Below are 24172 nucleotides of genomic sequence, written 5' to 3'. Positions count from 1 at the left end.
TCGGGTTTGATTCCCAACCAGGTCCGTGACGGTAGTACCGTCCTATACTGCAGGCCGCAGACTGGAACAAAGGGCTTGATCATGACCGATCGCACACGCCGAGACCTCATCGTTGCCGCCACCGCCTTGGCTGCCGGCGTTGCTGCCACTGGCTCCCGCGCGGCCACGCCCGCGCCTGCCAACAAGGCATCGTTCCCGCCGATCGTCCACCACGTGTTCTTCTGGCTGAAGAATCCGAGTTCCCAGGAGGATCTTGCCAAGCTGCTCGCCGGCTTGCGGACCTTGGCCGGCATCGACACGGTGCGCGGCATCCACATCGGCGTGCCGGCGGAGACCGAACAGCGCGGCGTCGTCGATGGCAGCTACAGCGCCTCTGAACTCCTGTTCTTCGACGATGTCGCGGGACAGAACGCCTATCAGGTCCATCCCATTCACAAGCAATTCGTCGCCGATTGCGAGCACCTGTGGCAGCGCGTGGTCGTGTATGACGTCAAGGCAGCGGCGGCGTAAGTCGTTTGCGACTGGAACGGGCCGGTACCTCTTCTACGGCATTTGTTCTGCGGGCGCACCCCAGATCGGGTGCCTTGCACTCGCTGTCAGGTCATTGCCACTACATGCACCGCGCGACGAAGCTTCGCGCGGTAGTTCCATGCGAAGCACAGTGCCACGGGATAACCCAGCATTCGCAGGGGGTTGAGGAAGTGGACCCAGTAAGGGCGGCCATACCAGCGAGCGATGCGGTTTCGCAGATACTTGTCGCTGTAGCCCCAGTCCGGCATCAGCATCCACAGCATCAAGGGAAAGACAAGAAAGGCGTCTACCGCGAAGGAAGCACAGATGTCCCTGTAGAACAGCCTGTCGACCTCGTCCAGATCGCCCACCCCGATACCGCCCTTTTGCACCAGCGCCTGGCATTCGGCCTCGTCGATCCCGATCTCGGTCCAGGCGTAGGAGATGATTTCCCAAACGGTGCGTACGTCCATGAATGCGTCCCCCGTGAGCAGCCTTGATCCTCTATCGGCCATGCAAGCGCGGCATGGGACGATACTCGCCGAGGCTCCGACGGCCGTCAATCATCGAAATGCCCGAGGCTGCCTTATGAACGATGGATCATTAACCCGTCTTCCCACTGGCCGGCGTAAACATCAGCGGTGTGTGGTGGTGTCCGGTTTCAGCAGGCCACAGTTCGCCCGGCAGCGTGATGCGCTTGCCGAGCTGAGGTCGGAACACGTCGTATTGCTTCGGCTCCAGGAATAGTTGCAGGTGGTTGGCCGAGATGACGCTTTGATCGGAATCGACAACGCATACCTGCGCTGGCAGTTGCAGGACGTAGTAGGTTTCGGGTGCGTCGCCGCTCTGGACGCTCTCGTAGTTTGGTGGACCTGGGAACGTGACGCGCTCAAGGATGCCAGTGAGCCGAACAGTCGCCGGCTGACCTGGCAGACAGTTGGCGTTCGCAGCACTCGATGCCGCGAGGAGCAAAGGCAGCAAAAGAGCGAGATGTCGGGGCATGGGCGTCAACTGCTACTGGACCGATAACGAGGCGGTGGAAGATCCTCGCCGAGCCATGGAACGCCGCCAATCGGCCCAATGTGCTGCCCGGCTTCCCCGATACCAGAATTTTCTGCATAAGTGTCTCAGAATTCAACCACGCTTAGAGGACCGTCGAAGCCATCCGACAATTGCTCAGCAAGGAGGATGGCATCAGCAAGAGTCTCGCCTTCGCCATGAGAGGCGGTAAGCATGAAGTAGGGGGTTGAGCCGTCGCCCGTGCACAGATCATCGATCGCTTCCTCAATCCGCGCGGCATCTACACCTACAACACCGACGTACTTAACTCCCTCTCGAATCCAGTCGGCAACCAACGGCTCCAGGTCGGTTCGATAGCCGTGCAGCGAGTGCAAAACGATTTTGGGGGGAGCGCTCATTGGGTTAACCCTGGACTGACTGTTTGATTGTGATGCCTTAAGGGTCGGCCACAAAGTAGCAATCGCTCCCCTGGAGGATGTGGTGAAGGGCATCCTGCAATGCCAGGTACTCCGAAGGGACCAACTGGAACACGATAGTGAGAATCGCCATGCCGCCCCTCGCCATCGGCGAATCTGGAGCGAACGTGATCCGCGCATGGCTACGGCTGAGCAGGAACTGGGAGATGCCACCATAGCCCGAGGTTTCCTGACCGGACCACTCGACATGATATGTGTCCATCCCCAATGCCATGTCCTGTTCGTCGAACGCGAATGCGCGCTGGAGCAGGAGATAGGTTGTGGTATCGAACGCTTGGTCGGCGAAGCCGACCAAATGGCATTCTCCCTCTGGATGTTCCACCGCGACGCTTCCAGCATGAAGTAAGAACGATGACATTCCGATGCCTGCTCCCTTAATTGAATGACCGGACCTGTGCACGGAAGCTTGGTGATGCGCGAGTCCGGGCAACCAGGTCGATGAAGCGCTGCCACCGTACACCGCCGGTACAGCGCGCCGAGCGGTGGCGCAGCAGGTGCAGGATGCCTGGGTCAGTCCTCGGCGGACAGGCTTACCACCAGTTCGCCGTGGCGCACGCGGACCTGCAACTTCTCGCCAATGGCGAAGCCCAGTTCCTCCATCCAGCGGCCGGCCAGGCGCAACGCGGGCATGCGCTTGCCGTTGGCGGCATGGCCGCAGCCGACGGTGCAGTGCTGCGGCGGGCGTGTGCGGCGCGGGGCGCGTTGCTGGCGGGCGAGATCGGCGGCGTCGGCCGCGGCGATCTGCTCGGTCGTCAGCATGGGAATGAGCTCGGACTCGACGATGGTCCAGTTCGGGCAGCAGGTTGCGTTGCGCGTGGCACGCTTGCGCGCAGGGGCGGGACGGGATGACGGTGGATGCATGGCGAAGCCCTCCTTGACGGCCAGAAACCCCCCGCCGACCGGCGACGGGATGTCGGGAGGTTAGAAACCGCTAACAGACGGCGGGCGTATTTCCCCGAAGGGTGTTGTATTAGCCGCCCTCCCGACGCAGGCATCACGTCGGTTGCACCTGAGGATCAGGCACAAAAAACCCACCGGTTTGTCGGAGGTGGATACCGCTGTTAGAGGAGTTTCTACGCTCCTTGGAGATTAGATTGCTACTTGTTGTTTCGAATGTCAACTGATCGACGTGGCAAAATCGCAGGATTGAAAGTGAGCTTGATCCTGTTATCGCAAACCTCTTTCCGCCTCATATCAGGCATGCAAATTAAGCCACGCAGCAAAGCGGCATCAGCTTGAACGGGTGGTTGTGCTCAAGCCTCTGGATATCACTCACACCCAATACCATCGTTATCGCGGTCCAACTTGGGAGCGTACCCTGGATCGCCACGGCGAACCGGTGCGGCGCCCGCGGCCCGAGCTTCGGAGCAGTTGGCAAACGGCCGAGTGTTGCCCTTGTCCTCAGCTGGAACGGAGAAGCTCTGCCGAGGGGCACTAGAGGTGCGAGAACCAGAAGCGCCACCTTGGTGACAGTGGTACTCGTCGGTCTTCCGGTTGTTGTGGCAGCCTTCGGCGTTCAAACCGCCCGGATGCGCGAGTGCCAATGCTGGAGCGAGCAAAGTGATTAGTGTCGCGCAGATGACGATTGCAGTGCGCATGTTGGATCTCATCCTGGATAAATGGGAACAGCAGATTTTTCCTCCGACCCCTTTATTTGGACCCCTTTATTTGGTTCAGCTTAATTAATTGTTATGTATCTGCACGAGATGAGTTGATCGCTGATTTTGCTTTTAACCAGAGTGCCTCAGCGTCGTCAGCCCAGTAGGTCGCGTCATCGGTCCCGCCGCCCGCACCGTGGGCCATCACCCAGTACGTATTGCTCGGACTTGTTCCAAACAGTGCGCCAGCATCAGCAAAAGTCACGCCATCAGATCCGGTGACGCCCCAACAGTGGCTAAGTGCAGGATGGCCTTTGACCGTATTTATGTCTGAAACCGGCAAGACTGAAATTAGAATTGTGTGGCTTCCGTTGCACTCTGAGTGGCAGCAATCAAATGTTGCGCGAAAGTCGGGAATCCAGTCACCTGCCGGCGCTACCCCTCGCGACCATTTCCAGCCTGCCAGATCGAAGAATGCTGCCCATTGGGCAAGAAGCGGAGTATCAAAAGCCAGTCCATTATAAGTCGCCACACACCTTCTCCAAAGACATAACACCTGAGTTAAGCCGACCGCGAAGTGGGTTCGGCTTGAATTAATTGTTAGGGTTCACTGGCCGACTCCAAGGCATTTGCGTTTTGCATTGTGGGCATGCCCAAATCCAATGGCGGAGCTCCATCTTGGAGGTCCTGAACAGATGGATCGGCGTGGTGCTTGCCTCGACGCATCGAGGACAGAACGGATCTGGATCGCCCGGTGCCAAATAGGCGCCATCATGGCGCGAGAGGGTTGCAACAAAGTCTCTGTGCGAGTTAAGAGCGGCGATCTCACTCTTGGCCGCAGCAAGCTCTTGACTGATTGATACAAGATCGGCCTGTGCATCGAGCGCCTTCCCCTGTGCGTCCAATATGGCGGACTGTAGCTCAATGACCTTGCTCTGTACCTCGGCAATGTTGCTGAGGTGCAACATACCCTGAGCAATGTCCTTTGCAACCTTTAGCGACGATACCGCCGCTGAAATTGTCGAGATGTCCATATGAGCCTTAACGCCTGAATTAAGCCGCGCCGCGGCGTCGGCTTGAATGAATTTTCAGGTGTTACGCCGAGCCCGCCTGCGTAACCCACCATCGTGTCCGCTGAGCTTTGCGCAACCTGTGTCAAGGAGCCGAACGAACTCGCGCGCGTCAGTAAAATAATTGCGGAAGGCCGTCCGTACTTCATCGCTTGAGTCTGCGCGCACGAGGACGATGTCCTTTCCCGGCATTTCCTTCTCGAGCTCAAATAGATCTCGGAGCGCATCTGTAGAGTCTCGATAGCTGCGGATCGTTAGTTCACCTGATGGATCAAAAATTAGAATGCTATTTTTCTTGTCGGAAATATCGCTCTTGGCCTGGTGAAGGCCCCGCAGCGTTTGTAAGAGACCCAGTTCTTGATCGAGCAACAGGAATGATTCAAGAAGATCCCGATCGCTTATGTCCGGAAGCGGTCCGGTTCTACTCTCATGTGCTCGGGCTAAGATTTCACTCGCAAGGGCCATCGCCCGATGATACCTCTCATCACCTCGTTCAAATTTTGGTTGACTTTCGGTGATAAAACCAACGATCTCGACCGCTGTAGCCCATGCATGTTGGACAAGTGTACGGTACTGAATTTCCACATAAAGGCCCTTTAGCCCTTTTCCAGCTTCAGAGTTGACGTCATATTCGTACACGTCATGTATTCCGCGGTAACCGGTGTCTTTTGGACTCTCAATGTAGTCGTACTTATCCGGCTCGTGACGAAGCTTGTGATTGAATCTGGCTTCGTGAAGGGAGCGACGAAACTTTCTAAGCTCTTTTTCGTTGCGAAAGATCAATCTGCATCCAGCGACGTCGTCCATTCGAGCGAGTTGCATTCCGGGCAGGCGCTCTAGCTTGTCAAAAATGGTGTTTCGACGCTTGTGGCGCTGTGCAACCGTAACCCGCTGCCCGCGAAGGCGATTGCGAAGAATTGCTTGAAATGTATTGATGACGCCACGGTGAGCTGCGCGCCAGTCTTCAATTACGGAGAGATCCTCGGGTGTAGCGCGACCGTGACGGACGTTGTCTCCGGCTCGGCTGACACGAGATTTGGAGCCACCCGGGTAGGAACTTTCCGTTGCCATAATCTGTCCGTAACCCCTAAGACTACTATTGGACCGCCTAAACGCGGAGTAACGCAATCCTCGCTGAGTCATTGAACGCCGTCAATCCGCCGAAACAGCCGTTACCGCCGCTTATTCCGGGTGTAATGAAGGTCTTACCGAGATCCCAGCACACCAGGTTGCGAACAGCTTTCGGATTTCACCGCAACTCAAGCATGTTGTTGCGTTGGGTGGCCTCTACCATCTCCCCTCCGGTCACTACGCGCAACCGTGCGCCCTTGATGCTTTCGCTATCGGGCAAAGCCAGCCGTACGTTCGCAGTCCTCGGCTCCAAATCCCGCGGCGCCCCCAACGCAGGAAACGCCGCCCGCGCCAATTCCCGGCCACGTGCATCTTCCAGCACCACGAACCCCGCTGGCGCATCCGCATGACCAAGGCTGTGCACGGTGACCTCGATGGCATCCGCACTCACCCGCACATCGCTACGCCCAATTCCCAGGTCCGGCCGTTGCTCGACCGGCAGCGCGGCAGGCGCGGCCAGTTCGAACTCCATCACCACCGTCTTGCCGGCCGGGAATTCCACGTCCACCGCCCCGCTCTTCTCGAAGGCGAACTCGCGCGTGTCGGCCTTGCCGTCGATCTTCCCATCGCCATCGCGATCGATGCCCGAACGCATGCGCCATTGCCCAGCGGCTACATTCCAGCCAGTCATCTGTGCGCGCTGCGCCTTGCCGCCGGTGTTGTAGCCGATAACGGTGAAACGATCCTGCCGCGGCTTAGGCAGCAGCAGGGCGACCTGCACCGCGCCTTCGGGATCGGCGAAGCGCCAGCTGACGGTGTGGCCGGGGTAGGTCTGGTTGCGCTTGAGGGCCACGCCGCCCAGGCGGGCGCGCTGCAGGTTCACGGTGGGCGATTCGACGCGGTCGCTCCACCAGTGGCCTTCGGTGTTCATGTAGAAGCTCTGCAACTTGTCGCGGGTCTCGGCGCGGTACAGGGTTTCCAGCCAGCGCGGGTCGCCGCTTTGTTCCCAGGCGACGTGATTGGCGAAGTCCGGGGTGTCGTTGGCGTCCGCGTCGGCCGCGGCCTTGGCGAGGTCGGCACCCCAGCTGTCGCGCTTGCCGAGCACGTCGAGGAAGTTTTCGTTGAGCAGCGACAGGCCGTTGGGGCCGGCGTTGGCCACGCGGTAGTCGATGGGCTTGAGGTAGCGCGCCTGGCCGGTCCAGCGGTAGGCGGCCCAGAAGGTGTGCAGGGTGTCGGCGCCGCCGCTGCCTTCGAACAGGTTGCCGCCGCGGGTCTTGCCGGTTTTCCAGTTGATCTCGTTGGGCAGCGCCCACTGGCCCTTGGCGTCGGTGTAGGCGTGGGCGAGGTAGCCATCGGCCAGGCCGGTGACGATGCGGCGGCTGTTGGGGTCGGCGTTGTAGCCGCCCAGCAGCAGCGCGGGGTGCAGGATGGGGAACGAATAGGGTTTTTGCCACTGCCAGTTCGGCTCGCGGTAGACCTTGCGCCCGCCGAACCAGTTGCTGGCGAACAGCAGGTGGCCCTGCGGGTTGACCTGGATGATGCGGTCGAAGGCCTTCACCGTGCGCATCAGCCGTTCCACCGTCAATGGGTCGCCCCAGTTGAGGTAGAGCATGGCGCTGTTGATGTTGATGCCTTCCTCGTACGAATGCAGTTCGTCGGTCTCGATGGTGGAGAGGCCGTCGGTGAACATGCCGTTGCGGTAGTTGGAGTCGGACAGCGCGGTCAGCGAGGCGTTGAGTTTGTCCGGGTCCACGCCCATCAGGGCCACGCCGGGCCATTGCTGGGTGAGGTCGGAATCGTCGGAGATGCCGCCGCCGAAATCGCCGTAGGCCACCTGGCGCTGGTCGATCCACCAGTTGATGTAGCGGCGCGTGGCCTTGAGGTCTTCCAGTTGCCAGAACGCCCAGGCCGGCACGCCCTTGGGCGGGGTGGGCAGGTCCACCGGCAGCGCGCCCTGGTTGCCGTAGCTGATGTCGTTCCAGTATTCGCGGCCGAGGGCGTTGTCCGGGTCCACGCGCAGCAGGTCGTTGATGTCGGCATCCAGGCGCGCGTACAGCCGCTGGCGCTTGGAGGTGGTGTGTTCCTCGACCAGGAAGCCCCAGTTGTCCTTGACCTGGTTGAAGCGGTCGGCGATGTGTTCGGCCTTGGCCTGGTCGCGCGGCTTGAACAGCAGGCGCAGCTGCGCGCCGTCCAGCGCGCGCGCGTGGAAACCGGGCGCGGCGGAGGCGATGCTGAGCATCAGGCTATCGTTGCTCAGGATGCGGTCGCGCAGGTCCAGCCACAGCGTGCGCGCCTGGCCGGGTTTCACCGATACCGAGACGTCGAGCATGTCGCGCGCCGGCCAGATCGGATCCTTGACGCGGATGTTGAGCGGGATCAGGCCGTCGTGGGTGGCCGGCAGGTTCAGCGCCGGCAGGTCGATGGCGATGCCGTCCAGGCCGTCGTGCATGTTCTCCCAGCCGTAGGACCAGCTGCGCATCAACGGTTGGTCCGGCGGGGCGTCGCCGAGGCTGGAGGGGATCAGCACGTGCACGATCGGCAGCGATGGCGCGGCGGGTTTTTCGTCGCCGCGCTTGCGCGCCGGCGCCTTGCTCGGCAGCGCGATCACGGTGCTGCGTTCGGCCGGCGGGTAGCGGCCGTCGATATAACTGCGCAGCGCGGCGAGGTTGGCATAGTCCGGCGCGATGTCGCTGCGCACGGTGTAGCTGAGGGTGGCGCTGGGATTCGATGGCGCGGCGCCGGCGCTGACGTCGTAGGCCCAGATTTCCTGGATCGGGGTTTCCTGCGCGGTGTTGGTGAAGCGCAGGTGGCCGCCGCGGCGGCGCTCGAACTGGTCGACGCTGCGCACGGTGCCCTGGCTGCGCTGGAACAGCGGCGCGGGCGTTGCGCCGGCGGCAGCGTAGCTGGCCTCGCCGTAGGCGGCGCCGCGCAGTTCGATGCGGTTGAACGGTTCGTCCGGCAGCGCCAGGTCCAGTGCCTTGCCGCCTTCGACGTAGACGTTCCAGTCCGGCAGCTGGAAGTAGTCGTTGCGGCCGGGCAGGCGCGAGCGGTTGTAGACGCCGGGCCAGGTGGTCTCGGCGATGCCGTCGGTGGCCTTCCACATCCACTGCTTGAGGTCCTTGGCGTCGGCGAATTCGACCTTGCGGATGCGGATGGACGGCGCGTCCAGCACGGGCGGTGCGCGGCCGTGGTCCCAGCCGTAGCGGTGCAGCCAGGCGTTGCGCGCGGCATCGTCGCGCAATGGTTCGGCGCTGCGCGGTTCCTGCAACTTGGCCAAGGCGGCGACGCCGGCGCTGTCGAGCATGCGGTCGTAGACGCGGAGTTCGTCGAAGTCGCTGCCGCGCAGGAAGTTGTAGCGGCTCTGCACCTGGTGCGGGGCCATCACCCGCCCGGCCAGGCCGAGCTGGTCGAGTGCGGCATCGAAGTCGAGCGAGCCGCCGTTAGCGCAGGCCTGCGCGCACTCGGCGCGCGCGGCTTCCTTGCCGTCCACGTACAAGCGCACGCCGCGGGTTTCGTCCCAGGCGAAGGCGAGGTGGGTCCAGGCGCTGGGCGCCGGGTGCTTGTCGAGGGTGAAGGAGACGCGGGTGCGCGCCAGGTTGGCGTCGGTGACGAAGGCATCGAAGCCGTGGCCGTTCCAGTCGATGCGCAGCCAGGCCATGTCCCAGCTGCTGTGGTCGGCGTAGCCGACGCGGAAAATCACGAACGGGGCTTCGCCCACGGGATAGCGCGAACGCCAGAAGAAGGACAGCGTGCCGCGCTGGGTGTAGAGGTTGCCAGGCGCGTTCCAGGCGAGCACGCCATCGTCGGCCCATTCGATCGCGTTGCCCTTCACGCCGGTGGGCACGAGGGCGACCTTGTCACGGAAGTTGGGCGTGGCATCGCCTTGGGCGATGTCGGCGTCGAAGCCGTGGTCGGCGGAGACGCGGAACAGGAGTTCGGGGGCGGTGCTAGGTGCGGGTGCGGCGAAGGCCGGCAATGCCAGGCAGGAAAGCAGGACCAGGCCGTAGGCCAGGAGGCGCTCGCCGATGTTGGGGAGCTTTTGAGCTGTGCGTGTGGAGTATCGCGTGGGTGGCGCGATGGCGTGGGGCGGTGGGGTTCTGTCGCGGCTGAAGCCGCTCCTACAGGGGGCGGATGGATCGTATGCGGCGACGGCGCCACGGCGAATTGCCTGTTTCATCTCGCTCCTTTGCGATCGGCGCGCACCGCGACGGCGCGCGTCGATCTCCCTCCCCGGCCCGCAAGTATGCAGGCGCCGGGGCGTCGCCGATGCCGCGGCGCGGCACCGGCGAACGCAACCCTCAGAACTTGTAACGCACCCCGATCGCGTACTGGCGGCCGGTCTCGCTGTAGGTCAGCGGCAGTTGCGCGCCGGTCGCGCTGGTCTGCACCCACTCGTAGTACGGCACGTTGGTCAGGTTCGACCCTTCCAGGCTGATGTCGATCTTCTCGTCGATCTTGTAGGTCAGCTTGGCATCCACGACATTGGTGCCGCGCATGCCGTGCATGTCGAAGCCGCTTTCCGTTGCCGGCACCTGGGTCAGGTAGCCGTCGCGGTGGGTCAGCGACACGCGACCGCTGAAGCGCTCGCCTTCGTAGAACAGCGTGGCGTTGTACGAATTCTTCGACAGGCCGGTGAGGTCGGTGTTGAACGACAGCGCGCCGGTGCCGGTGACGTACTGGATCTTCGACTGCACGTAGGTGTAGTTCAACTGCGTGCCGAAGTTGGCCCACTTGCCCGGCAGGAAGGTGAAGGGCTGGACGTAGTTGAACTCGGCACCCTTCAGCTTGCCGCCCGGGGTGTTGAGCGGCACGCTGAAGACGAAGTCGTCGCTGGCCGCCGCGCCGGTGCCATCGAGCAGGCTGACCGGCAGGCCGCTGCTGGAGTACGGGGCGATGGTGCGCGCCGTCTGCACGAAGCTGTCGATGTCCTTGTAGAACAGCGCCAGGCCCAGCATCGCGCCTTCCTGCAGGTACCACTCGAAGCCGAGGTCGGCGGTCTTGGCGCGGATCGGGTCCAGGTTCGGGTTGCCGCCGCTGACGGTGCGCGCGCCGCCGGCGACGGCGACCGTCACGCCCGGGGTCAGGCTGCCCAGGCCGGGCCGCGTCATCACCTTGGCGGCGCCGAAGCGGATCAGGAAGTCCGGGCTGATCTCGGCGACCAGGTTCAACGACGGCAGGGTGTCGTGATAGTCGCGCTCGACGGTGGTGTTGATCAGGTTCGGGCCGACCAGGGCGTAGCCGGTGGACGACTGGTTGGTCTTCACGTAGCGCACGCCGATGTTGCCGGAGAACGGGATCGAACCGATGTCGAAGCCGAAGTCGCCCATCAACCAGGCGCCGCGGTCCTTCTCTTCCACGCTGCGGGTGTTGACCGCGCGCTCGGCCAGGGTCCAGGTGCCGGTGCCGCTGTAGATGCCGAGCGCGTCGGCGATGCCGTTGAGGTCCGGCACCGCCCAGTTCGACGGCGCGCCGCCGATGCCCTTCAGCCCGGCCTGCGCGACCAGGTCGACCGGCACGATGCGGTTGCCGGTGGCGAAGGTCGGCACCGAGGTCTCGTTGGCGCGGCGGAACTCCTTGGTGTCGAAGCCGTAGTTCTTGGCCAGCACGCCGCCCTTGAGGGTGAAGTTCGGGCCCAGGTTCCACTCGAAATTCAACGAGCCGGTGTCGAAGTCGTTGTTGGCCGCCTGCGGGCGCATGCGCACTTCGGCCAGCGTCCAGCCGTTGGCGGCGGTCGGGTCGATGCCGTAGTTGAATACCGGCGACGTCAAGCTGTCGCGGTAATCGTAGCTGTAGCCGGCGACGTTGTTCTTGTCCATGATCACCGTGGTCTGGATCGGGTTCCGGTGCTTGGAACTGGACGAGCCGACTTCGCCGGTGATCTTGAAGGTGTCGCTGAAGCGATGCTCGCCGCTCAGGGTGAGCTGCTTGAAGACCGTGTTCCACTCGTCGTAGCGATTTTCCGAGCGCACGTCGACGTTGTCGAAGCGGCCGTACAGCAACGCGCCGGAGGCCGGATCGACGTAGCCGTCGCGCACGATCATCTCCGGCTTGCCGTTCTGCGAGCGGCCGCGGCTGAAGCTGATCGCCTCGATGTAGTGCTCGTAGCGCTTGGCGTCGATCTTCGAATACAGGCCGTCCAGCGAGAACTCGGTGCTGTCGCTGGGCTTCCACTGCAGCGAGCCGGTCACGCCCAGGCGCTTCTGCTCGTGCTCCATCTGCGTGTAGCGCGGGATGCGCGGGCTGAACACATTGGCGCTGTTGGCGGCGGCGAACGGCGAGGTGGGGCTGTAGCCGTTGTTGCTCGGGCCGTTGGCCCAGCGCGTGGTGCCGCTGCCTTCCTCGAGCACCTGGCGCTCGGAATAGGCCACCGACATCAACGCGCCGAAGGTGCCGTCGGCCCAGGTGTTGGCGATGAGCGCAGCGATGCGCGGATCGGCCTTCTGCGACATGCCGTTGTAGGTGGCCTGGCCGTTGGCGGCGAAGGTGAAGCTGTCGTAGTCGAACGGACGCGCGGTGCGCAGGTCGACGGTCGCGCCCAGCGAGCCCTCCTCGACGTCGGCCGAGGCGGTCTTGCGCACCACCATCTGGGTGAACAGGTCCGAGGCGAACACGTTGAAGTCGAAGCCGCGGCCGCGGTTGGTGCCGCCGCTCTGGTCGCTGGCGCCGACCGTGGTCAGCGCTTCCATGCCGTTGATGCGCACGCGGGTGAAGTCCGGGCCGAGGCCGCGTACCGAGATGTTGCGGCCTTCGCCGGCGTCGCGGGTGATGACCACGCCGGGGATGCGCTGCAACGATTCGGCCAGGTTGGTGTCGGGGAACTTGCCCACGTCCTCGGCGACGATGGCGTCGACCATGCCCTTCTCGGCGCGCTTGATGTCCAGCGCCTTCTCCACGCTGGCGCGGTAGCCGGTGACGACGATGGTGTCGAGTTCGGTGGTGGCATCGGCGGAGGCGGTGGCGGGCGCCTGCGCGGGCGCGTCCTGCGCCTGCAGCGCGCCGGCCTGGAGCGCCAGGCCGATGGACAGCGCGAGCAAGGTAACCGGTGTCTTCCGGCGTTCGGTACGAGATTGCATGTCTCCCCTCCCAAGGGTCCATGAACTGCGTTGGTGTTCGGTTTCGCCGCGGATGACACCGCTGGTCAAAACCGACCTTAACAGTTGGGAAACATCGCGGCATCTTGCAGCGCAGCAGATCGCATCCCGGAATTGCGGGGCGTTTTGCATGCGAAGGGCGCGGGAATGCGGTCGTTGCAGGCGATGCGGCGGGTCGTTGGGCCGGAAAAATGACACCGATGGTCACCACACTGGCCGTGGGCGCCGTTCCCCGGCATGCTGGGCGCCCTTTCCTTTCCACCAAGGACTCCCATCGTCATGACCGCCTCCCGCATCGTCTGCTTCGGCGAACTGCTGCTGCGCCTGGGTGCGCCCGGCCACGAGCGTTTGCTGCAATCGCCGCGGCTGGAGGTGCACGTGGGCGGCGCCGAGGCCAACGTCGGCGTGTCGCTGGCGCATTTCGGCCACGACGTGGCGATGGTCAGCGTGCTGCCGGACAACCCGCTCGGCGCGGCCGCGGCCGGCGAGCTGCGCCGGCACGGCGTGGACACCCGCGGCGTACGCTTCGTGCCCGGGCGCATGGGCCTGTACTTCCTCACGACCGGCGCCGGCCATCGCCCCAGCGAGGTGACCTACGACCGCGCCGGCTCGGCCTTCGCGCTGGCCGGCGCCGATGCCTACGACTGGCCGGCGCTGCTGCGCGGCGCGGACTGGCTGCATTTGTCCGGGGTGACCCCGGCGCTGGGCGAGCAGGGCGCGGCGGCGGCGCTGGCGGCGGCACGCAGCGCGCGCGCGCTCGGCGTGCGCGTGTCGTTCGACGGCAACTACCGGCCCAAGCTGTGGGAGGCGTGGAACGGCGATGCGCCGGGCATCCTGCGCCAGTTGCTGGCGCAGGCCGACGTGCTGTTCGCCGACTACCGCGACCTGGGCGTGGTGCTGGGCCATCAGTACCCGCAGGACAGCGCGCAGGCGCGGGTGGAAGCCGGCGCGCGCGACGCCTTCGCCGCGTTCCCGCAGTTGCAGGCGATGGCCTGCACCCAGCGCGTGGCGCACCGCGTGGATCATCACAGCCTGGGCGCGATGCTGCTGCGCCGCGATGGCGGCGTGGCGCAGGCGCCGGTCGAGGAACTGACCGGCATCGTCGACCGCATCGGCGGCGGCGACGCGTTCGCCGCCGGCGTGCTGCATGGCCTCAGCCAGGGCTGGGACGACACCGCGACGATCCGCTTCGGCCTGGCCGCCGGCTGCCTGAAGCATTCGGTGCCGGGCGATTTCCATCCGCTGGCGGCGGATGAGGTGCAGGCCTGCGTGGGGACGTCGCGGTTCGATGTGAAGCGGTGAGGGGCGGGGAATGGGGATTGGGGAATGGGGATTGGCAAGAGCGTCGGTTGCGGTGGGGTTGCGCGCTGGCCGAGGGTGCTGGCGTGTCGTTGTTCTGTCGCGGCTGAAGCCGCTCCTACAGGAAAGCGGGCGCCGCGCTGGTGTAGGAGCGGCTTCAGCCGCGACCGGAAAATGAAATCGCCGCGATGCCAAGACACGCACAGAATCGCGGCACCGGTCCCTCGCCAATCACCACTTCTCGCGTTGTCGCCTGCGCTGCAAGCGGCGTCGGAGCGCAGGCGGCTTGTTCCTAAGCACCTGCACTGCGCGCGCGATGGCGGCGGCCTGAGGTTCCCGCAGCGCGACTGACGTCGCTCCCACAGGAGCGATGCACGCAGCTTCCGCGACGACCGAGCCCTTGTGGGAGCGACGTCAGTCGCGACGCGAACCACCAGGAAAAACGGCCGGCATCGCTGCCGGCCGCCTCTCCATTCCCGATTCCCGATTCCCCAATCCCGGCTCTCTACAGCTCGATGCAATCGAACTTCACGTCCGGATCGACGTCGGCGTCGTAGTCCACGTCCTTGCGCTCGAAGCCGAACAGCTTGAGGAACTCGTGCTTGTAGCCGGCGTAGTCGGTGAGCTGGAACAGGTTCTCGGTGGTCACCTGCGGCCATAGCGCCTTGCAGGCGTCCTGCACGTCGTCGCGCAGTTCCCAGTCGTCCAGGCGCAGGCGGTTCTCGTCGTCCACCTCGGCCGCCTGGCTGTCCACGCGGTACAGGCGCTCGCGGAACAGGCGGTCGGCCTGCTCGATGGTGCCTTCATGCAGGCCCTTCTCCTTCATGATCTTGTAGACCATGGAGATGTACAGCGGCATCACCGGGATCGCCGCGCTGGCCTGGGTCACCACCGACTTGAGCACCGCCACGTTGGCCGCGCCGCCGTCGCGCTGCAGGCGCGCGTGCAGGCGCTGCGCGGTCTGGTCCAGATCGACCTTGGCCTTGCCCAGCGCGCCGTGCCAGTAGATCGGCCAGGTGATCTCGGTGCCGATGTAGCTGAAGGCGACGGTGCGCGCGCCCGGCGCGAGCACGCCGGCGCGCTCCAGCGCGTCGATCCACAGTTCCCAGTCCTGCCCGCCCATCACGGTGATGGTGTCTTCGATCTCCTGCTCGGTGGCCGGCTCGATCGAGGCCTCGATGATCGCGTCCTTGTTGGTGTCGATCGCGGTGGCGGTGTAGGTCTGGCCGATCGGCTTGAGTGCCGAGCGCTTCACTTCGCCGGTGCTCGGCAGCTTGCGCACCGGCGAGGCCAGCGAATACACCACCAGGTCGACCTGGCCGCCCATCTCGGTCTTGATCAGGTCGACCACCTTGGCGCGCGCCTCGTCGGAGAACGCATCGCCGTTGATCGACTTGCTGTACAGGCCGGCGGCCTTGGCGTGCTTGTCGAACGCGGCGGCGTTGTACCAGCCGGCGGTGCCGGCCTTCTTCTCGCTGCCGGGCTTTTCGAAGAACACGCCGAGCGTGTCGGCGCCGAAACCGAACGCGGCGGTGATGCGCGAGGCCAGGCCGTAGCCGCTGGACGCGCCGATCACCAGCACCTTCTTCGGGCCGTCGCCGCGTACGCCGCGCGCGCGCGTGGCGGCGATCTGCTCGAGCACGTTGCGCTCGCAACCGAGCGGATGCGTGGTGGTGCAGATGAAACCGCGAACTTTCGGGTGGATGATCAACGTGATGTCCTCTCGGCTGGATGCCCCGCGGCATCTTAATGTCTGCGGCGTGGTTGATGAAGCGGCGCGGCCTGCACACGCCTACGTATGGACGCGTCCGCGCACCGCCGCCGGCACGGCCGATGCCGCGCGCGCGCCCACTCTGTCTACATCCGTGCGCACGAAGCTGGACGCAGTCGATGAAACCGGGCGGGGCGATGGAACATGATCTTGCGTCGCCACGCGCGCCTGGCGACGGCAGGGGGGCCTGGCGGACATCGTGTCCGTCATCCTGCGGGCATGGCCTCTGCGGCGCGGACCGAGGCCCTCAGCGATGTCGCAGCGAAGCGAGCGGGTGACCCAGCTCGGCGCCGTGCCGAGGTTTCGGCTCGGGCCGCTGTTGGTGGAGCCGGAGCGGCTGGTGGTGATCGAGGCGGGGGCGGACATCGCGCTGGAGCCGCGCATGATGGAAGTGCTGGTCGCCCTGGCCGAGCGCGCCGGCGAGGTGGTCAGCGCCGAGCAGTTGCTGATCGAGGTCTGGCACGGCAGCTTCTACGGCGACAACCCGGTGCACAAGACCATCGCCCAGCTGCGCCGGCGCCTGGGCGACGACAGCCGCCAGCCGCGTTACATCGAGACCATCCGCAAGCGCGGCTATCGGCTGCTGCCGAAGGTGAGCTTTCCCGACGACTACCGCGGCACGCTGCCCGGTACGCGCCATTGGGGACAGGGCAATCCCTACGTCGGCCTGCAGCCGTTCGATCCGGCGCACGCCGAGGTGTTCTTCGGCCGCAGCCACGCCATCGCCCAGATCATGGCCTCGCTGCGCGCGCAGTTGCAGAGCCGGCGCGGGCTGGTGCTGGTGTCCGGGGCCAGCGGCTGCGGCAAGACCTCGTTGCTGCGCGCCGGGGTGGTGCCGCTGCTGTGCCAGCCCGGCGGCCTCGACGGGCTGGAGGCGCTGGCGGTGGCGTACTGCAACCTGGCCATGTGCCACGGCGACGACGTGCTGGACCTGCTCGCGCAAGCGCTGGCGCAGTGGGCACCGAACGCCCGCGCGGTGTTTTCCCCCGCGCAACTGGGATCCCTTCCCGCCTGGCTGCAGCATCCGCCGGCCCTGCACGCGGCCATCGCCGAAGCCATCCGGCAATGCCCGCCGGCGCGCAGCGGCGCGCCGGCCGACCGCCACCTGCTGCTGGTGATCGACCACGCCGAGACCACGGTGGCCTCGCCCGGCATCGGCGATGCCGACCGCACCGCGCTCGACGCCGCGCTGCGCGCCCTGTGCACCGCGCCCCAGGTCGCGGTGCTGGTGCTGACCCGCAGCGATTTCTATCCGCGCCTGATCGAGTCGCTGCCCGGCGTCGCCGAACTCAAGCGTGGCGATGGCCACGTCGATCTGCTGGCGCCGCGCGCCGGCGAGATCGGCCAGATCATCCGCATCCCCGCGGCGATGGCCGGCTTGCGCTTCCAGGAAGACGGCGACAGCGCCGGGCGCCTGGACGACGTGCTGCGCGACGCCACCGCCGGCCAGCCCGACGCCTTGCCGTTGTTGCAGCACACGCTGCACGCCTTGCACGAGCGGCGCACCGCCGACGGCGTGCTCACCTTCGCCGCGTATCGCGCGCTGGGCGGGCTGGAAGGCGCCTTGGCGCACCATGCCGAGCAGGCGTTCCGCGCGCTGGCGGAACCGGCACAGGCCTCGCTGGGCAGCGTGCTGGCGCGCCTGTGCGTGATCCATCCGGACAGCGCCGCGGTGACCTCGCGGCGCGTGCCATGGTCCGCGCTGCAGGCCGAGCCGGCGGCGCGCGCGATGGCCGAGGCGTTCGTGCAGGCGCGATTGTTCGTCAGCGAACTGGCGGTCGGCGGGCCCGGCTTCGCGGTCGCCCACGAAGCCCTGCTGCGGCAGTGGCCGCGCGCGGCCGACTGGATCCACGAGAACCGGCGCCTGCTGCAGGCGCGCAACCGCCTGCGACAGGCCGCGCAGCGATGGACGGCCGAAGGCCGGCGCGCCGATCACCTGCTCAACAGCGGGCGTCCGTTGAGCGAGGCGCGCGAGGCGGCCAAACGGCTGGCGCACGATCTCGACGCCACCGACCTCGCCTTCCTGCGCGCCAGCGAGCGCCAACGCGACCGCCGGCGCTGGCTGTACAGCGGCGCCGCCGGCATGCTGGCGGCGCTGGCCAGCGCGTCGATGCTGCTCGGTTGGCAGGCGCGGCAGGCGCAACGGATCGCCGAGCAGCGCCGCGACGAAGCGCAGCAACTGGTCGGCTACATGCTCGGCGACCTGGCCGATCAGTTGCGCACCACCGGCAACCTGAAGCTGCTCGACAGCGTCGGCAGCCGCGCCCTGGCCTATCTGGAGCGGCTGCCCAGCACCAGCATGGGCGCGGCCGAGCTGCTCAACCATGCGCGCGCCCTGCGTACCGCCGGCGAGGTGCTGATGAACCAGGGCAACCTGGCCGAGGCGCAGGCCGCGTTCGCGCGCTCGGCAGCGACCGCGCGCCAGGCCAGCGCCGGGACGCCGGCCTCGCTGGACGCCTTGGCCGAGACCGGCCTGTCGGCGTACTGGCTGGGCTATCTCGCCTATCAGCAGAAGCATCCGGCGCAGGCGCGGCGGTACTGGACGTCCTACCTGGCGACCGCCGAACAACTGACCCGGCGCGCGCCGCGGGAGCCGCGCTGGCAACTGGAAGTCTCCTATGCGCTCAACAATCTCGGCAGCCTGGCGCGCAGCGAAGGCCGGCACGAGGCGGCGATCGCGCTGTTCGCGCGCTCGGTGGCGTTGAAGCGGCAGGTGCTGGCGCAGGCCCCGGACAACGCCGCGGTGCGCTACGAACTGGTCGACAGCCTGTCCTGGCTGAGTTCGGCGCAGGAATCCCATGGCGCGCTGGCGGCCGCCGAGCAGGGCTATCGCGAACAGGTGGCGATGCTGCAGGCGCTGGTGCAACGCGAGCCGGATGCCGATGCCTGGCGCCGCCGCTGGGCCACCTCGTTGCTGCGCACCTCCAATCTGGCGCTGGCGCGCGGGCATCTGCAGGACGCGCAGGCCGATGCGCAACGCAGCGTGGCGATGCTGTCGGCCCTGGTCGCGACGCAGCCGGACAACCGCACCTGGCGCCGCGACCTGGCCCACGCCTATGCGCAGGCGGGCTGGGTCGCCACCTTGCGCGGACAGCACGAGGCGGCGCTGCGGCAGCTGTCGCAGGCGCAGCGTGCGCTGGCGCCGCTGCTGCAGGCGCAGCCGCTGCCGGAATGGCAATGGCTGGATGCGGTCATCGCGCTGCGCATCGCGCAGAACCAGCCGCTGGGCGCGCGCGCGGAGCACGAACGCAGCGCGCGCATCGTCGCGCGGCTGGAGGCCCTGCACCGGGCGATGCCCGACGACCTGCTCGGCCTGTCGGCGCTGGCGCACGCGCGGGTGTGGCGCGGCGAACGCCTGGCCGCCGCCGGCGCGCAGGCCGAGGCGCGCGAGGAATGGGAACGCGTTGTGCAGTTGCTCGATGCGCGCGCGGCCGGCTCGCGCGACAAGACGTTGCTGGATCCGTGGATACGCGCGCAGGTCCATCTGGGCCAGCGCCAGACCGTGTCGCAGGCGCTCGCATGGCTGTCTCTGGCGGGCTACCGCCATCCGGGCTTCGTCGCTCTCTATGACCCGCCACCCAAGGAGAACACCAAGTCATGACGGCCATCGTCGACATCACCCTGACCGCCGCCCACGTCGTGTTCGGCGGCAACGCCGGACATGGGCGCTACTTCTACAGTTTCTCGCCGGACGTGATCACCGTCGGCAAGGGGCAAACACCGGTCAAGCTGATCTATCGCCTGGACAAGGAGGTCTCGCACCATTTCAAGATCAGGGCGGTGCTCAATTCCGACGCCCGCGGGCAGATCGAGCGCACCGCGATCGCCCCGGACGGACGCAGCGCCGAGGTGCACAACCTCAACACCGTGCAGACGCTGATCTTCTTCTCGGTGCTGATCTACGACGACAAGCGCGACCAGTTGTTCAGCTGCGACCCGCAGGTGGGCAACGACCCGGAGATCTCGCCGCAGCCGTTGCGGTAGCGCCACCGCCGCGTCCCTGGCGGGCCTCGCCCGCCAGGGACCTGCGCTCAGTTCACGATCTTCTTGCAGTTGTTCAAGGCGGTGGTCGCGTTCTTCAACGCCTCCGTGTGCCCGGGCTGGCCGGCCTTGATCTTCCCGATCAGCTCGGCCATCGCATTCTTGCCCTGCTGCCGCCAGTTCTTGTAGCTCGGCCCCTTCTTGAACGCGTCCAGGTCCTTGAGCGTGCTGGCGAACGCGCCGTTGATCGAGGTGCGCCGGTCCACGCAGCTCTGCCACGCCATCAGGCGCAGGCGGTTGGCGGCCTGGCCTGCGGCGCGCTCGCACGCCGTCGCGCCGCAGGCGTCGGGGTCGTGCAGGCCGTCGTTGTTGTCCACACAGGTCTGGCGTTTGCTGTCATAGGGGATCAGCTGGCAACCGTCCAGCTGCGAGCGCCTGATCACCTCGGCTTCGGACACATCGTTGCCTTTGAACAGCGCCTGCGGCGGGGCCGAGGACGCGGGCGGCTGGAGTGGGGTGCTGCACGCCGCGAACAGCAGCGACAGCGTCAGCAAGACGAACGTACGGAACAAGTTCATGGCGGTAGTCCTGGTCGGAGGCCGGAGCGCGCGATGCGGTTTCCGGGCGGCGCGAGGGGCCGCCGCGCCACCCTGCCGGCAACCCGCCGGACGGACCTGACGGACAGCTTACGGTTGCGGCCGGCACACGCCGGCAGGCCCAGGCCGCGGCGGCGCATGTCGCCACGGGCCGAGCGGGCGGCGCCCACGCAGCGCCAAAACCCAAGTTAATTCATTGATTTGCATTCCGGCAGGTTGCGGTAAGGCGACGCCGGGACGCGGCGCGCACGGTGGGCGCCGTCCGGCTCCGTGCCGACCGGACATGACCGCCGCGACGCCGGCGGCCCCAGGCACCTGCCGCGGCGCCCGCTGCGGTCCACCGAGACGCACCCATGCTCACCCGTACCGACAACGCTACCGAGACCCTGGCCACCGAGGACCACGATTCCCCGGTCTCGCTGTTCCGCCATACCGCCGCGCAACGCCAGCAGTTCGACGCTGCCGCGCTGCAGGCCGCGGACTACGACCAGAAGCCCTGGGGCCTGCTGTACCGCGCGCTGACCGAGGCCATCGGCGCCAGCCCGGACACCTTCCAGATGGTCTATCCGTTCACGACCTGGGCCTGGCCGACGCCGCCGGTGGGCTTCATCGGCACCGCGCAGTACGACTTCTGCTCGACCTCGCCGCAGTGGAGCGCGGTCGGCGCCTTCGTGTCCAGCGGCGACCGCTTCAACCAGGCCTACCAGGAATTCCTCAACGTGGTTCCGGCGGCGACCGACGACCCCTCGCTGCGGCAGCGGATCAAGGCCGCCGACGACGCGGTGACCGCCGCCAGCAACGGCTACACCCTCGCCTACACCCAGGCGCGCTCGGTGTACGCGGACGAGGTCACCGACAACGATCCGACCTTCACCGAATGGCTGGGGTCGCCGGCCGGCGCCGGCTGGCAGCTCAAGATCAGCAGCATGCAGACCAAGATGGAGCAGGCGCAGGTCACCTACAACGCGCTGGTGGTGCAGGCCAACACGCCGGGCCTGGGCGATGCGCAGAAGCAGATGGCCAATCACGATTTCTGGGCCAAGCTCAACGACCCGGCGCTGGCCAAGTTCCCGCTGGTGCCGAACTGGTCGGTGGCGCAGAACGCCAGCGAGTGGCTCGATGCGGTGCAGGCCGGCCAGGGCCCGGCGGGCGCCAGCATGGGCTTCAACAACCGCGACGCGGCCTACGACTACAGCGAGACCTGGGCCGGCGGCTCGGCCAAGATCCGCCAACTGTTCTGGCAGGTGCGTGTGGCCGGCAAGTGGGAGCGCATCAGCGAGTTCGAGACCGACAACGAACTCAATGTCGCGGTGGAGTTCGAGGCGCTGGACCAGATCCAGATCCAGCCCAGCGACTGGTACAACGGCTCGTTCGTGCGCAGCAAGCGCAATGGCCCGTTCGTGAAGGGCTACAGCGCGTTCGGCGAGGACGGCACCCAGGCGGTGTTCGGCGAGAAGGGCTTCTTCGGCCTGCTCAAGACCGGCATGTACGTGGGCTACAAGCCGACCTTCACCATCACCGCCAGCAAGGCGTCCTTCTCCAAGTTCTCCGAGAAGTTCAAGGTCTCGACCGGGCTGCGCATCGGGCCGTTCACCTTCGACGCCGAGGGCGGCAGCGAGAAGGCCGGGTGGACGCTGAGCGAATCCGGGCACAGCTTCACCGGGACCACCAGTTCCGAGCAGCCGCTGATCGTCGGCGTCGCGATCTCCAAGCTGCCGCCCGAGTAATCGCGCACCGCGCCGCCGACGCGCCTGCGATGCATGATCGCGTTGCAGGCGCGCTGCGCGGCGGTGGCGGAGTACGGCGGCCGCCTGTCATGGCGGCCGCCTCTGTTGCGGAGTTCGTGCTTTCCGAGGTGGACGCCATTGCCGCCACGGGCGCGCGGGCACGCGGCGGCGCAGGAACGGCGGCGGCGCTTCAGATGATCCGCAGCGTGATCGCCTTGAGCACGGCGCGGGTGCGGTCGCGGGTGCCGAGCTTGTCGAGGATGGTGGAGACGTAGTTCTTCACCGTGCCCTCGGCCAGGAACAGGCTGCGCGCGATCTCCTTGTTGGAATAGCCGCCGGCGAGCAGGCGCAGGATCGCCACTTCGCGTTCGTTGAAGGTGTCGCGCGGCGCGTCCTCGTCGCGATAGCGGTAGCGCGCGCGCACCGGGTCGGTGCTGACCGGCTGCAGCAAGGTTTCGCCGGCGGCCACGCGCGCGATGGCGTCGCGCAGGTCTTCCGGCGCAGCGTCCTTGAGCAGGAAGCCCTGCGCGCCCGCCTCGGTGGCGCGCAGCAGCAGGTCGGCGTCGTCGAAGGTGGTCAGCAGCAGCACCGGGGTGGCGTCGCCGCGTGCGCGCAGCTGCTGCAGCGCCTGGATGCCGTCCATGCCCGGCATGCGGATGTCGCTGAGCACCACGTCCACCGCAGTGGCGGCGACGGCATCGAGCAGCGCCTGGCCGTCGCTGGCCTCGCAGGCGACGGCGATGCCCTGCGTCTGCAGTAGGGCGCGTAAGCCGGCGCGCACCAGGATCTGGTCGTCGGCCAGGGCGATGCGCAGGCCGCTCACAGCGGCAACCGCGCGGTCAGCTGCATGCCACCCAGCGGCGTGCGGCCCAATTCGAGCCCGCCGCGCAGCGCGGCCAGGCGTTCGCGCATGCCGGCGATGCCGTTGCCTTCGCGGATGCGCTCGGCGCGACGGCCGTCGTCGGCGATGTCCACGCGCAGTTGCGCGTCTTCGTGCCGCAGGCGCACATGGACTTCGCCAGCGTCGGCGTGGCGCGCGGCATTGGTCAGGGCCTCCTGCACGAGGCGCAGCAGCGCTTCGGCCAGTTGCGGATCGGTGATGCGCACTTCGGGGTCGATCTGCAGCCGCAGCTGCGGCCGCGGGAACGGCACGGCCAGCGCACGCAGCGCGGTGGCCAGGTCCAGGCCGCGGTCGTCGCGCAGCGATTGCACCACGTCGCGGATGTCGGCCAGCAGCTCGGCGGACAGGCGCTCGACCGCGCCGAGCTCGGCGTGCCGGGCCAGCGCCGGATCGGCCAGCAGCAGGCGCAGGTTGATGCGCATCGCGGTCAGCTTGTGCCCGGCCACATCGTGCAGTTCGCGCGCCAGGCGCAGGCGTTCGGCGTCGCGCGCGCTGTCGGCCAGCAGCGCGCGGGTGGCCAGCAGGTCGGCATTGACCCGGGCCAGCGCGGCGCGGGCGAGTTCGGCGGTGCGCGCGTAGTGCGCGCTCAGCCCGGCGAAGGCATGGAAGCCGGCGTAGATCAGCGTGGTCAGCAGCGGATGCCTGATCCCGGCGGCGGACAGCGCCAGGAAGGTGCCCAGGTTGGCCAGCAGCGCCAGCACCAGTACCTGCCGTGGCGGCCACTGCAGCGCCACCTGCGTCACCACCACCACCAGCAGCACCGGCGCGGTGCCGACATGCGGCTCCAGCCAGACCAGGGCCATCGCCGCCGCCGCCTCGAGCCACAGAGCGGCATCGCGCCATCTGGCGGGAAGACAGTGGGCACCGAGCAGCAACAGCACGAACAGCGTCACGGCGCTCCAGCGCCAGGCCGCCGAGGCGTGCGGCGCGAACTGGAACGACCACAGCACGGTGGCCACGGTCAGCAGCCCGGCCAGGCGCTTGGGTTCGATCAGCTCGCGCAGGAATCGGTTCATGCGGACGATGCTGACCGCGCGCCCCGTCCGCGGCAATGGGGCGGG

20 protein-coding genes are annotated in these 24172 nt (G+C 66.6%); 5 read left to right on the top strand and 15 right to left on the bottom strand.

Going from position 1 to position 24172, the window contains the following annotated elements; genetic code table 11:
* The first annotated feature begins 81 nt into the window (after positions 1-81).
* The gene (locus AB3X07_RS00355) at positions 82-510 is read left to right on the top strand and encodes a Dabb family protein (protein ID WP_369944855.1); all 429 of its coding nucleotides are present in this window, start codon (positions 82-84) and stop codon (positions 508-510) included.
* An 86-nt stretch (positions 511-596) separates the two neighbouring features.
* On the opposite strand, the gene AB3X07_RS00350 is transcribed toward AB3X07_RS00355, so the two are convergent.
* The 11 genes from AB3X07_RS00350 to AB3X07_RS00300 form a co-directional block, all read right to left on the bottom strand.
* Positions 597-983 (bottom strand): hypothetical protein, encoded by a 387-nt coding sequence (locus tag AB3X07_RS00350; protein WP_369941713.1) that lies wholly within the window; start codon positions 981-983, stop codon positions 597-599.
* A 130-nt stretch (positions 984-1113) separates the two neighbouring features.
* Positions 1114-1512 (bottom strand): DUF4431 domain-containing protein, encoded by a 399-nt coding sequence (locus AB3X07_RS00345; protein WP_369941711.1) that lies wholly within the window; start codon positions 1510-1512, stop codon positions 1114-1116.
* A gap of 125 nt (positions 1513-1637) precedes the next feature.
* Entirely contained in the window at positions 1638-1928 is a 291-nt protein-coding gene (locus AB3X07_RS00340) for a hypothetical protein (protein ID WP_369941709.1), read from the bottom strand.
* Between the two features lie 37 nt (positions 1929-1965).
* On the bottom strand, positions 1966-2364 hold the full coding sequence (locus AB3X07_RS00335; protein ID WP_369941707.1) for an Imm10 family immunity protein: 399 nt from the start codon (positions 2362-2364) through the stop codon (positions 1966-1968).
* Positions 2365-2516: 152 nt separating this feature from the next.
* On the bottom strand, positions 2517-2765 hold the full coding sequence (locus AB3X07_RS00330) for a SymE family type I addiction module toxin (protein ID WP_369941705.1): 249 nt from the start codon (positions 2763-2765) through the stop codon (positions 2517-2519).
* Positions 2766-3274: 509 nt separating this feature from the next.
* The gene (locus AB3X07_RS00325) at positions 3275-3604 is read right to left on the bottom strand and encodes an excalibur calcium-binding domain-containing protein (protein ID WP_369941703.1); all 330 of its coding nucleotides are present in this window, start codon (positions 3602-3604) and stop codon (positions 3275-3277) included.
* Positions 3605-3695: 91 nt separating this feature from the next.
* Positions 3696-4136 carry a hypothetical protein gene (locus AB3X07_RS00320; RefSeq protein ID WP_369941701.1) on the bottom strand — a complete coding sequence of 147 codons (441 nt, stop codon included), beginning with the start codon at positions 4134-4136 and terminating at the stop codon, positions 3696-3698.
* 61 nt (positions 4137-4197) lie between these two features.
* Entirely contained in the window at positions 4198-4638 is a 441-nt protein-coding gene (locus AB3X07_RS00315) for a hypothetical protein (RefSeq protein ID WP_369941699.1), read from the bottom strand.
* Between the two features lie 54 nt (positions 4639-4692).
* A complete protein-coding gene (locus AB3X07_RS00310) occupies positions 4693-5745 on the bottom strand; it encodes a RelA/SpoT domain-containing protein (RefSeq protein WP_369941697.1) in 1053 nt (350 codons plus the stop codon).
* 178 nt (positions 5746-5923) lie between these two features.
* Entirely contained in the window at positions 5924-9721 is a 3798-nt protein-coding gene (locus AB3X07_RS00305) for a LamG-like jellyroll fold domain-containing protein (protein WP_369944854.1), read from the bottom strand.
* A 322-nt stretch (positions 9722-10043) separates the two neighbouring features.
* Positions 10044-12818, bottom strand: a complete 2775-nt coding sequence (locus AB3X07_RS00300) for a TonB-dependent receptor (protein ID WP_369941695.1) — start codon at positions 12816-12818, stop codon at positions 10044-10046.
* Between the two features lie 297 nt (positions 12819-13115).
* Here AB3X07_RS00300 and AB3X07_RS00295 point away from each other — a divergent pair, with 297 nt between their 5' ends.
* Positions 13116-14138: a PfkB family carbohydrate kinase gene (locus tag AB3X07_RS00295; protein ID WP_369941694.1), complete on the top strand. Its 1023-nt coding sequence runs from the start codon at positions 13116-13118 to the stop codon at positions 14136-14138.
* Positions 14139-14640: 502 nt separating this feature from the next.
* Here AB3X07_RS00295 and fabV read toward each other — a convergent pair.
* A complete protein-coding gene (fabV, locus tag AB3X07_RS00290) occupies positions 14641-15846 on the bottom strand; it encodes an enoyl-ACP reductase FabV (RefSeq protein WP_369941693.1) in 1206 nt (401 codons plus the stop codon).
* Positions 15847-16159: 313 nt separating this feature from the next.
* Between fabV and AB3X07_RS00285 the strand changes: the two genes are divergently transcribed.
* Positions 16160-19507, top strand: a complete 3348-nt coding sequence (locus AB3X07_RS00285) for a winged helix-turn-helix domain-containing protein (protein WP_369941690.1) — start codon at positions 16160-16162, stop codon at positions 19505-19507.
* Positions 19504-19890 (top strand): hypothetical protein, encoded by a 387-nt coding sequence (locus AB3X07_RS00280; RefSeq protein WP_369941688.1) that lies wholly within the window; start codon positions 19504-19506, stop codon positions 19888-19890. The genes AB3X07_RS00285 and AB3X07_RS00280 overlap by 4 nt, the downstream gene beginning before the upstream one ends.
* A gap of 47 nt (positions 19891-19937) precedes the next feature.
* On the opposite strand, the gene AB3X07_RS00275 is transcribed toward AB3X07_RS00280, so the two are convergent.
* The gene (locus tag AB3X07_RS00275; RefSeq protein WP_369941687.1) at positions 19938-20465 is read right to left on the bottom strand and encodes a hypothetical protein; all 528 of its coding nucleotides are present in this window, start codon (positions 20463-20465) and stop codon (positions 19938-19940) included.
* Positions 20466-20836: 371 nt separating this feature from the next.
* Here AB3X07_RS00275 and AB3X07_RS00270 point away from each other — a divergent pair, with 371 nt between their 5' ends.
* The gene (locus AB3X07_RS00270) at positions 20837-22210 is read left to right on the top strand and encodes a hypothetical protein (protein WP_369941686.1); all 1374 of its coding nucleotides are present in this window, start codon (positions 20837-20839) and stop codon (positions 22208-22210) included.
* Between the two features lie 190 nt (positions 22211-22400).
* Here AB3X07_RS00270 and AB3X07_RS00265 read toward each other — a convergent pair whose 3' ends face one another.
* Positions 22401-23033, bottom strand: coding sequence for a response regulator (locus AB3X07_RS00265; protein ID WP_369941684.1), 633 nt, complete (start codon positions 23031-23033; stop codon positions 22401-22403).
* Complete coding sequence (locus AB3X07_RS00260; protein ID WP_369941683.1) at positions 23030-24127, bottom strand: sensor histidine kinase; 1098 nt, start codon at positions 24125-24127, stop codon at positions 23030-23032. Before AB3X07_RS00260 ends, AB3X07_RS00265 begins: the two co-directional genes overlap by 4 nt.
* Positions 24128-24172: the final 45 nt, after the last annotated feature.

The organism is Xanthomonas sp. DAR 35659 (assembly GCF_041242975.1).
Taxonomy (GTDB): Bacteria; Pseudomonadota; Gammaproteobacteria; order Xanthomonadales; family Xanthomonadaceae; genus Xanthomonas_A; species Xanthomonas_A medicagonis.
This window is presented reverse-complemented; position numbering and strand designations above follow the sequence as displayed.

Coding starts and splice junctions, on each gene's coding strand:
- AB3X07_RS00300 (WP_369941695.1), bottom strand. CDS start 12,818: ATGCAATCTCGTACCGAACGCCGGAAGACACCGGTTACCTTGCTCGCG.
- AB3X07_RS00355 (WP_369944855.1), top strand. CDS start 82: ATGACCGATCGCACACGCCGAGACCTCATCGTTGCCGCCACCGCCTTG.
- AB3X07_RS00315 (WP_369941699.1), bottom strand. CDS start 4,638: ATGGACATCTCGACAATTTCAGCGGCGGTATCGTCGCTAAAGGTTGCA.
- AB3X07_RS00285 (WP_369941690.1), top strand. CDS start 16,160: ATGTCGCAGCGAAGCGAGCGGGTGACCCAGCTCGGCGCCGTGCCGAGG.
- AB3X07_RS00345 (WP_369941711.1), bottom strand. CDS start 1,512: ATGCCCCGACATCTCGCTCTTTTGCTGCCTTTGCTCCTCGCGGCATCG.
- AB3X07_RS00330 (WP_369941705.1), bottom strand. CDS start 2,765: ATGCTGACGACCGAGCAGATCGCCGCGGCCGACGCCGCCGATCTCGCC.
- AB3X07_RS00260 (WP_369941683.1), bottom strand. CDS start 24,127: ATGAACCGATTCCTGCGCGAGCTGATCGAACCCAAGCGCCTGGCCGGG.
- AB3X07_RS00335 (WP_369941707.1), bottom strand. CDS start 2,364: ATGTCATCGTTCTTACTTCATGCTGGAAGCGTCGCGGTGGAACATCCA.
- AB3X07_RS00310 (WP_369941697.1), bottom strand. CDS start 5,745: ATGGCAACGGAAAGTTCCTACCCGGGTGGCTCCAAATCTCGTGTCAGC.
- AB3X07_RS00280 (WP_369941688.1), top strand. CDS start 19,504: ATGACGGCCATCGTCGACATCACCCTGACCGCCGCCCACGTCGTGTTC.
- AB3X07_RS00325 (WP_369941703.1), bottom strand. CDS start 3,604: ATGCGCACTGCAATCGTCATCTGCGCGACACTAATCACTTTGCTCGCT.
- AB3X07_RS00275 (WP_369941687.1), bottom strand. CDS start 20,465: ATGAACTTGTTCCGTACGTTCGTCTTGCTGACGCTGTCGCTGCTGTTC.
- AB3X07_RS00270 (WP_369941686.1), top strand. CDS start 20,837: ATGCTCACCCGTACCGACAACGCTACCGAGACCCTGGCCACCGAGGAC.
- AB3X07_RS00340 (WP_369941709.1), bottom strand. CDS start 1,928: ATGAGCGCTCCCCCCAAAATCGTTTTGCACTCGCTGCACGGCTATCGA.
- AB3X07_RS00350 (WP_369941713.1), bottom strand. CDS start 983: ATGGACGTACGCACCGTTTGGGAAATCATCTCCTACGCCTGGACCGAG.
- AB3X07_RS00295 (WP_369941694.1), top strand. CDS start 13,116: ATGACCGCCTCCCGCATCGTCTGCTTCGGCGAACTGCTGCTGCGCCTG.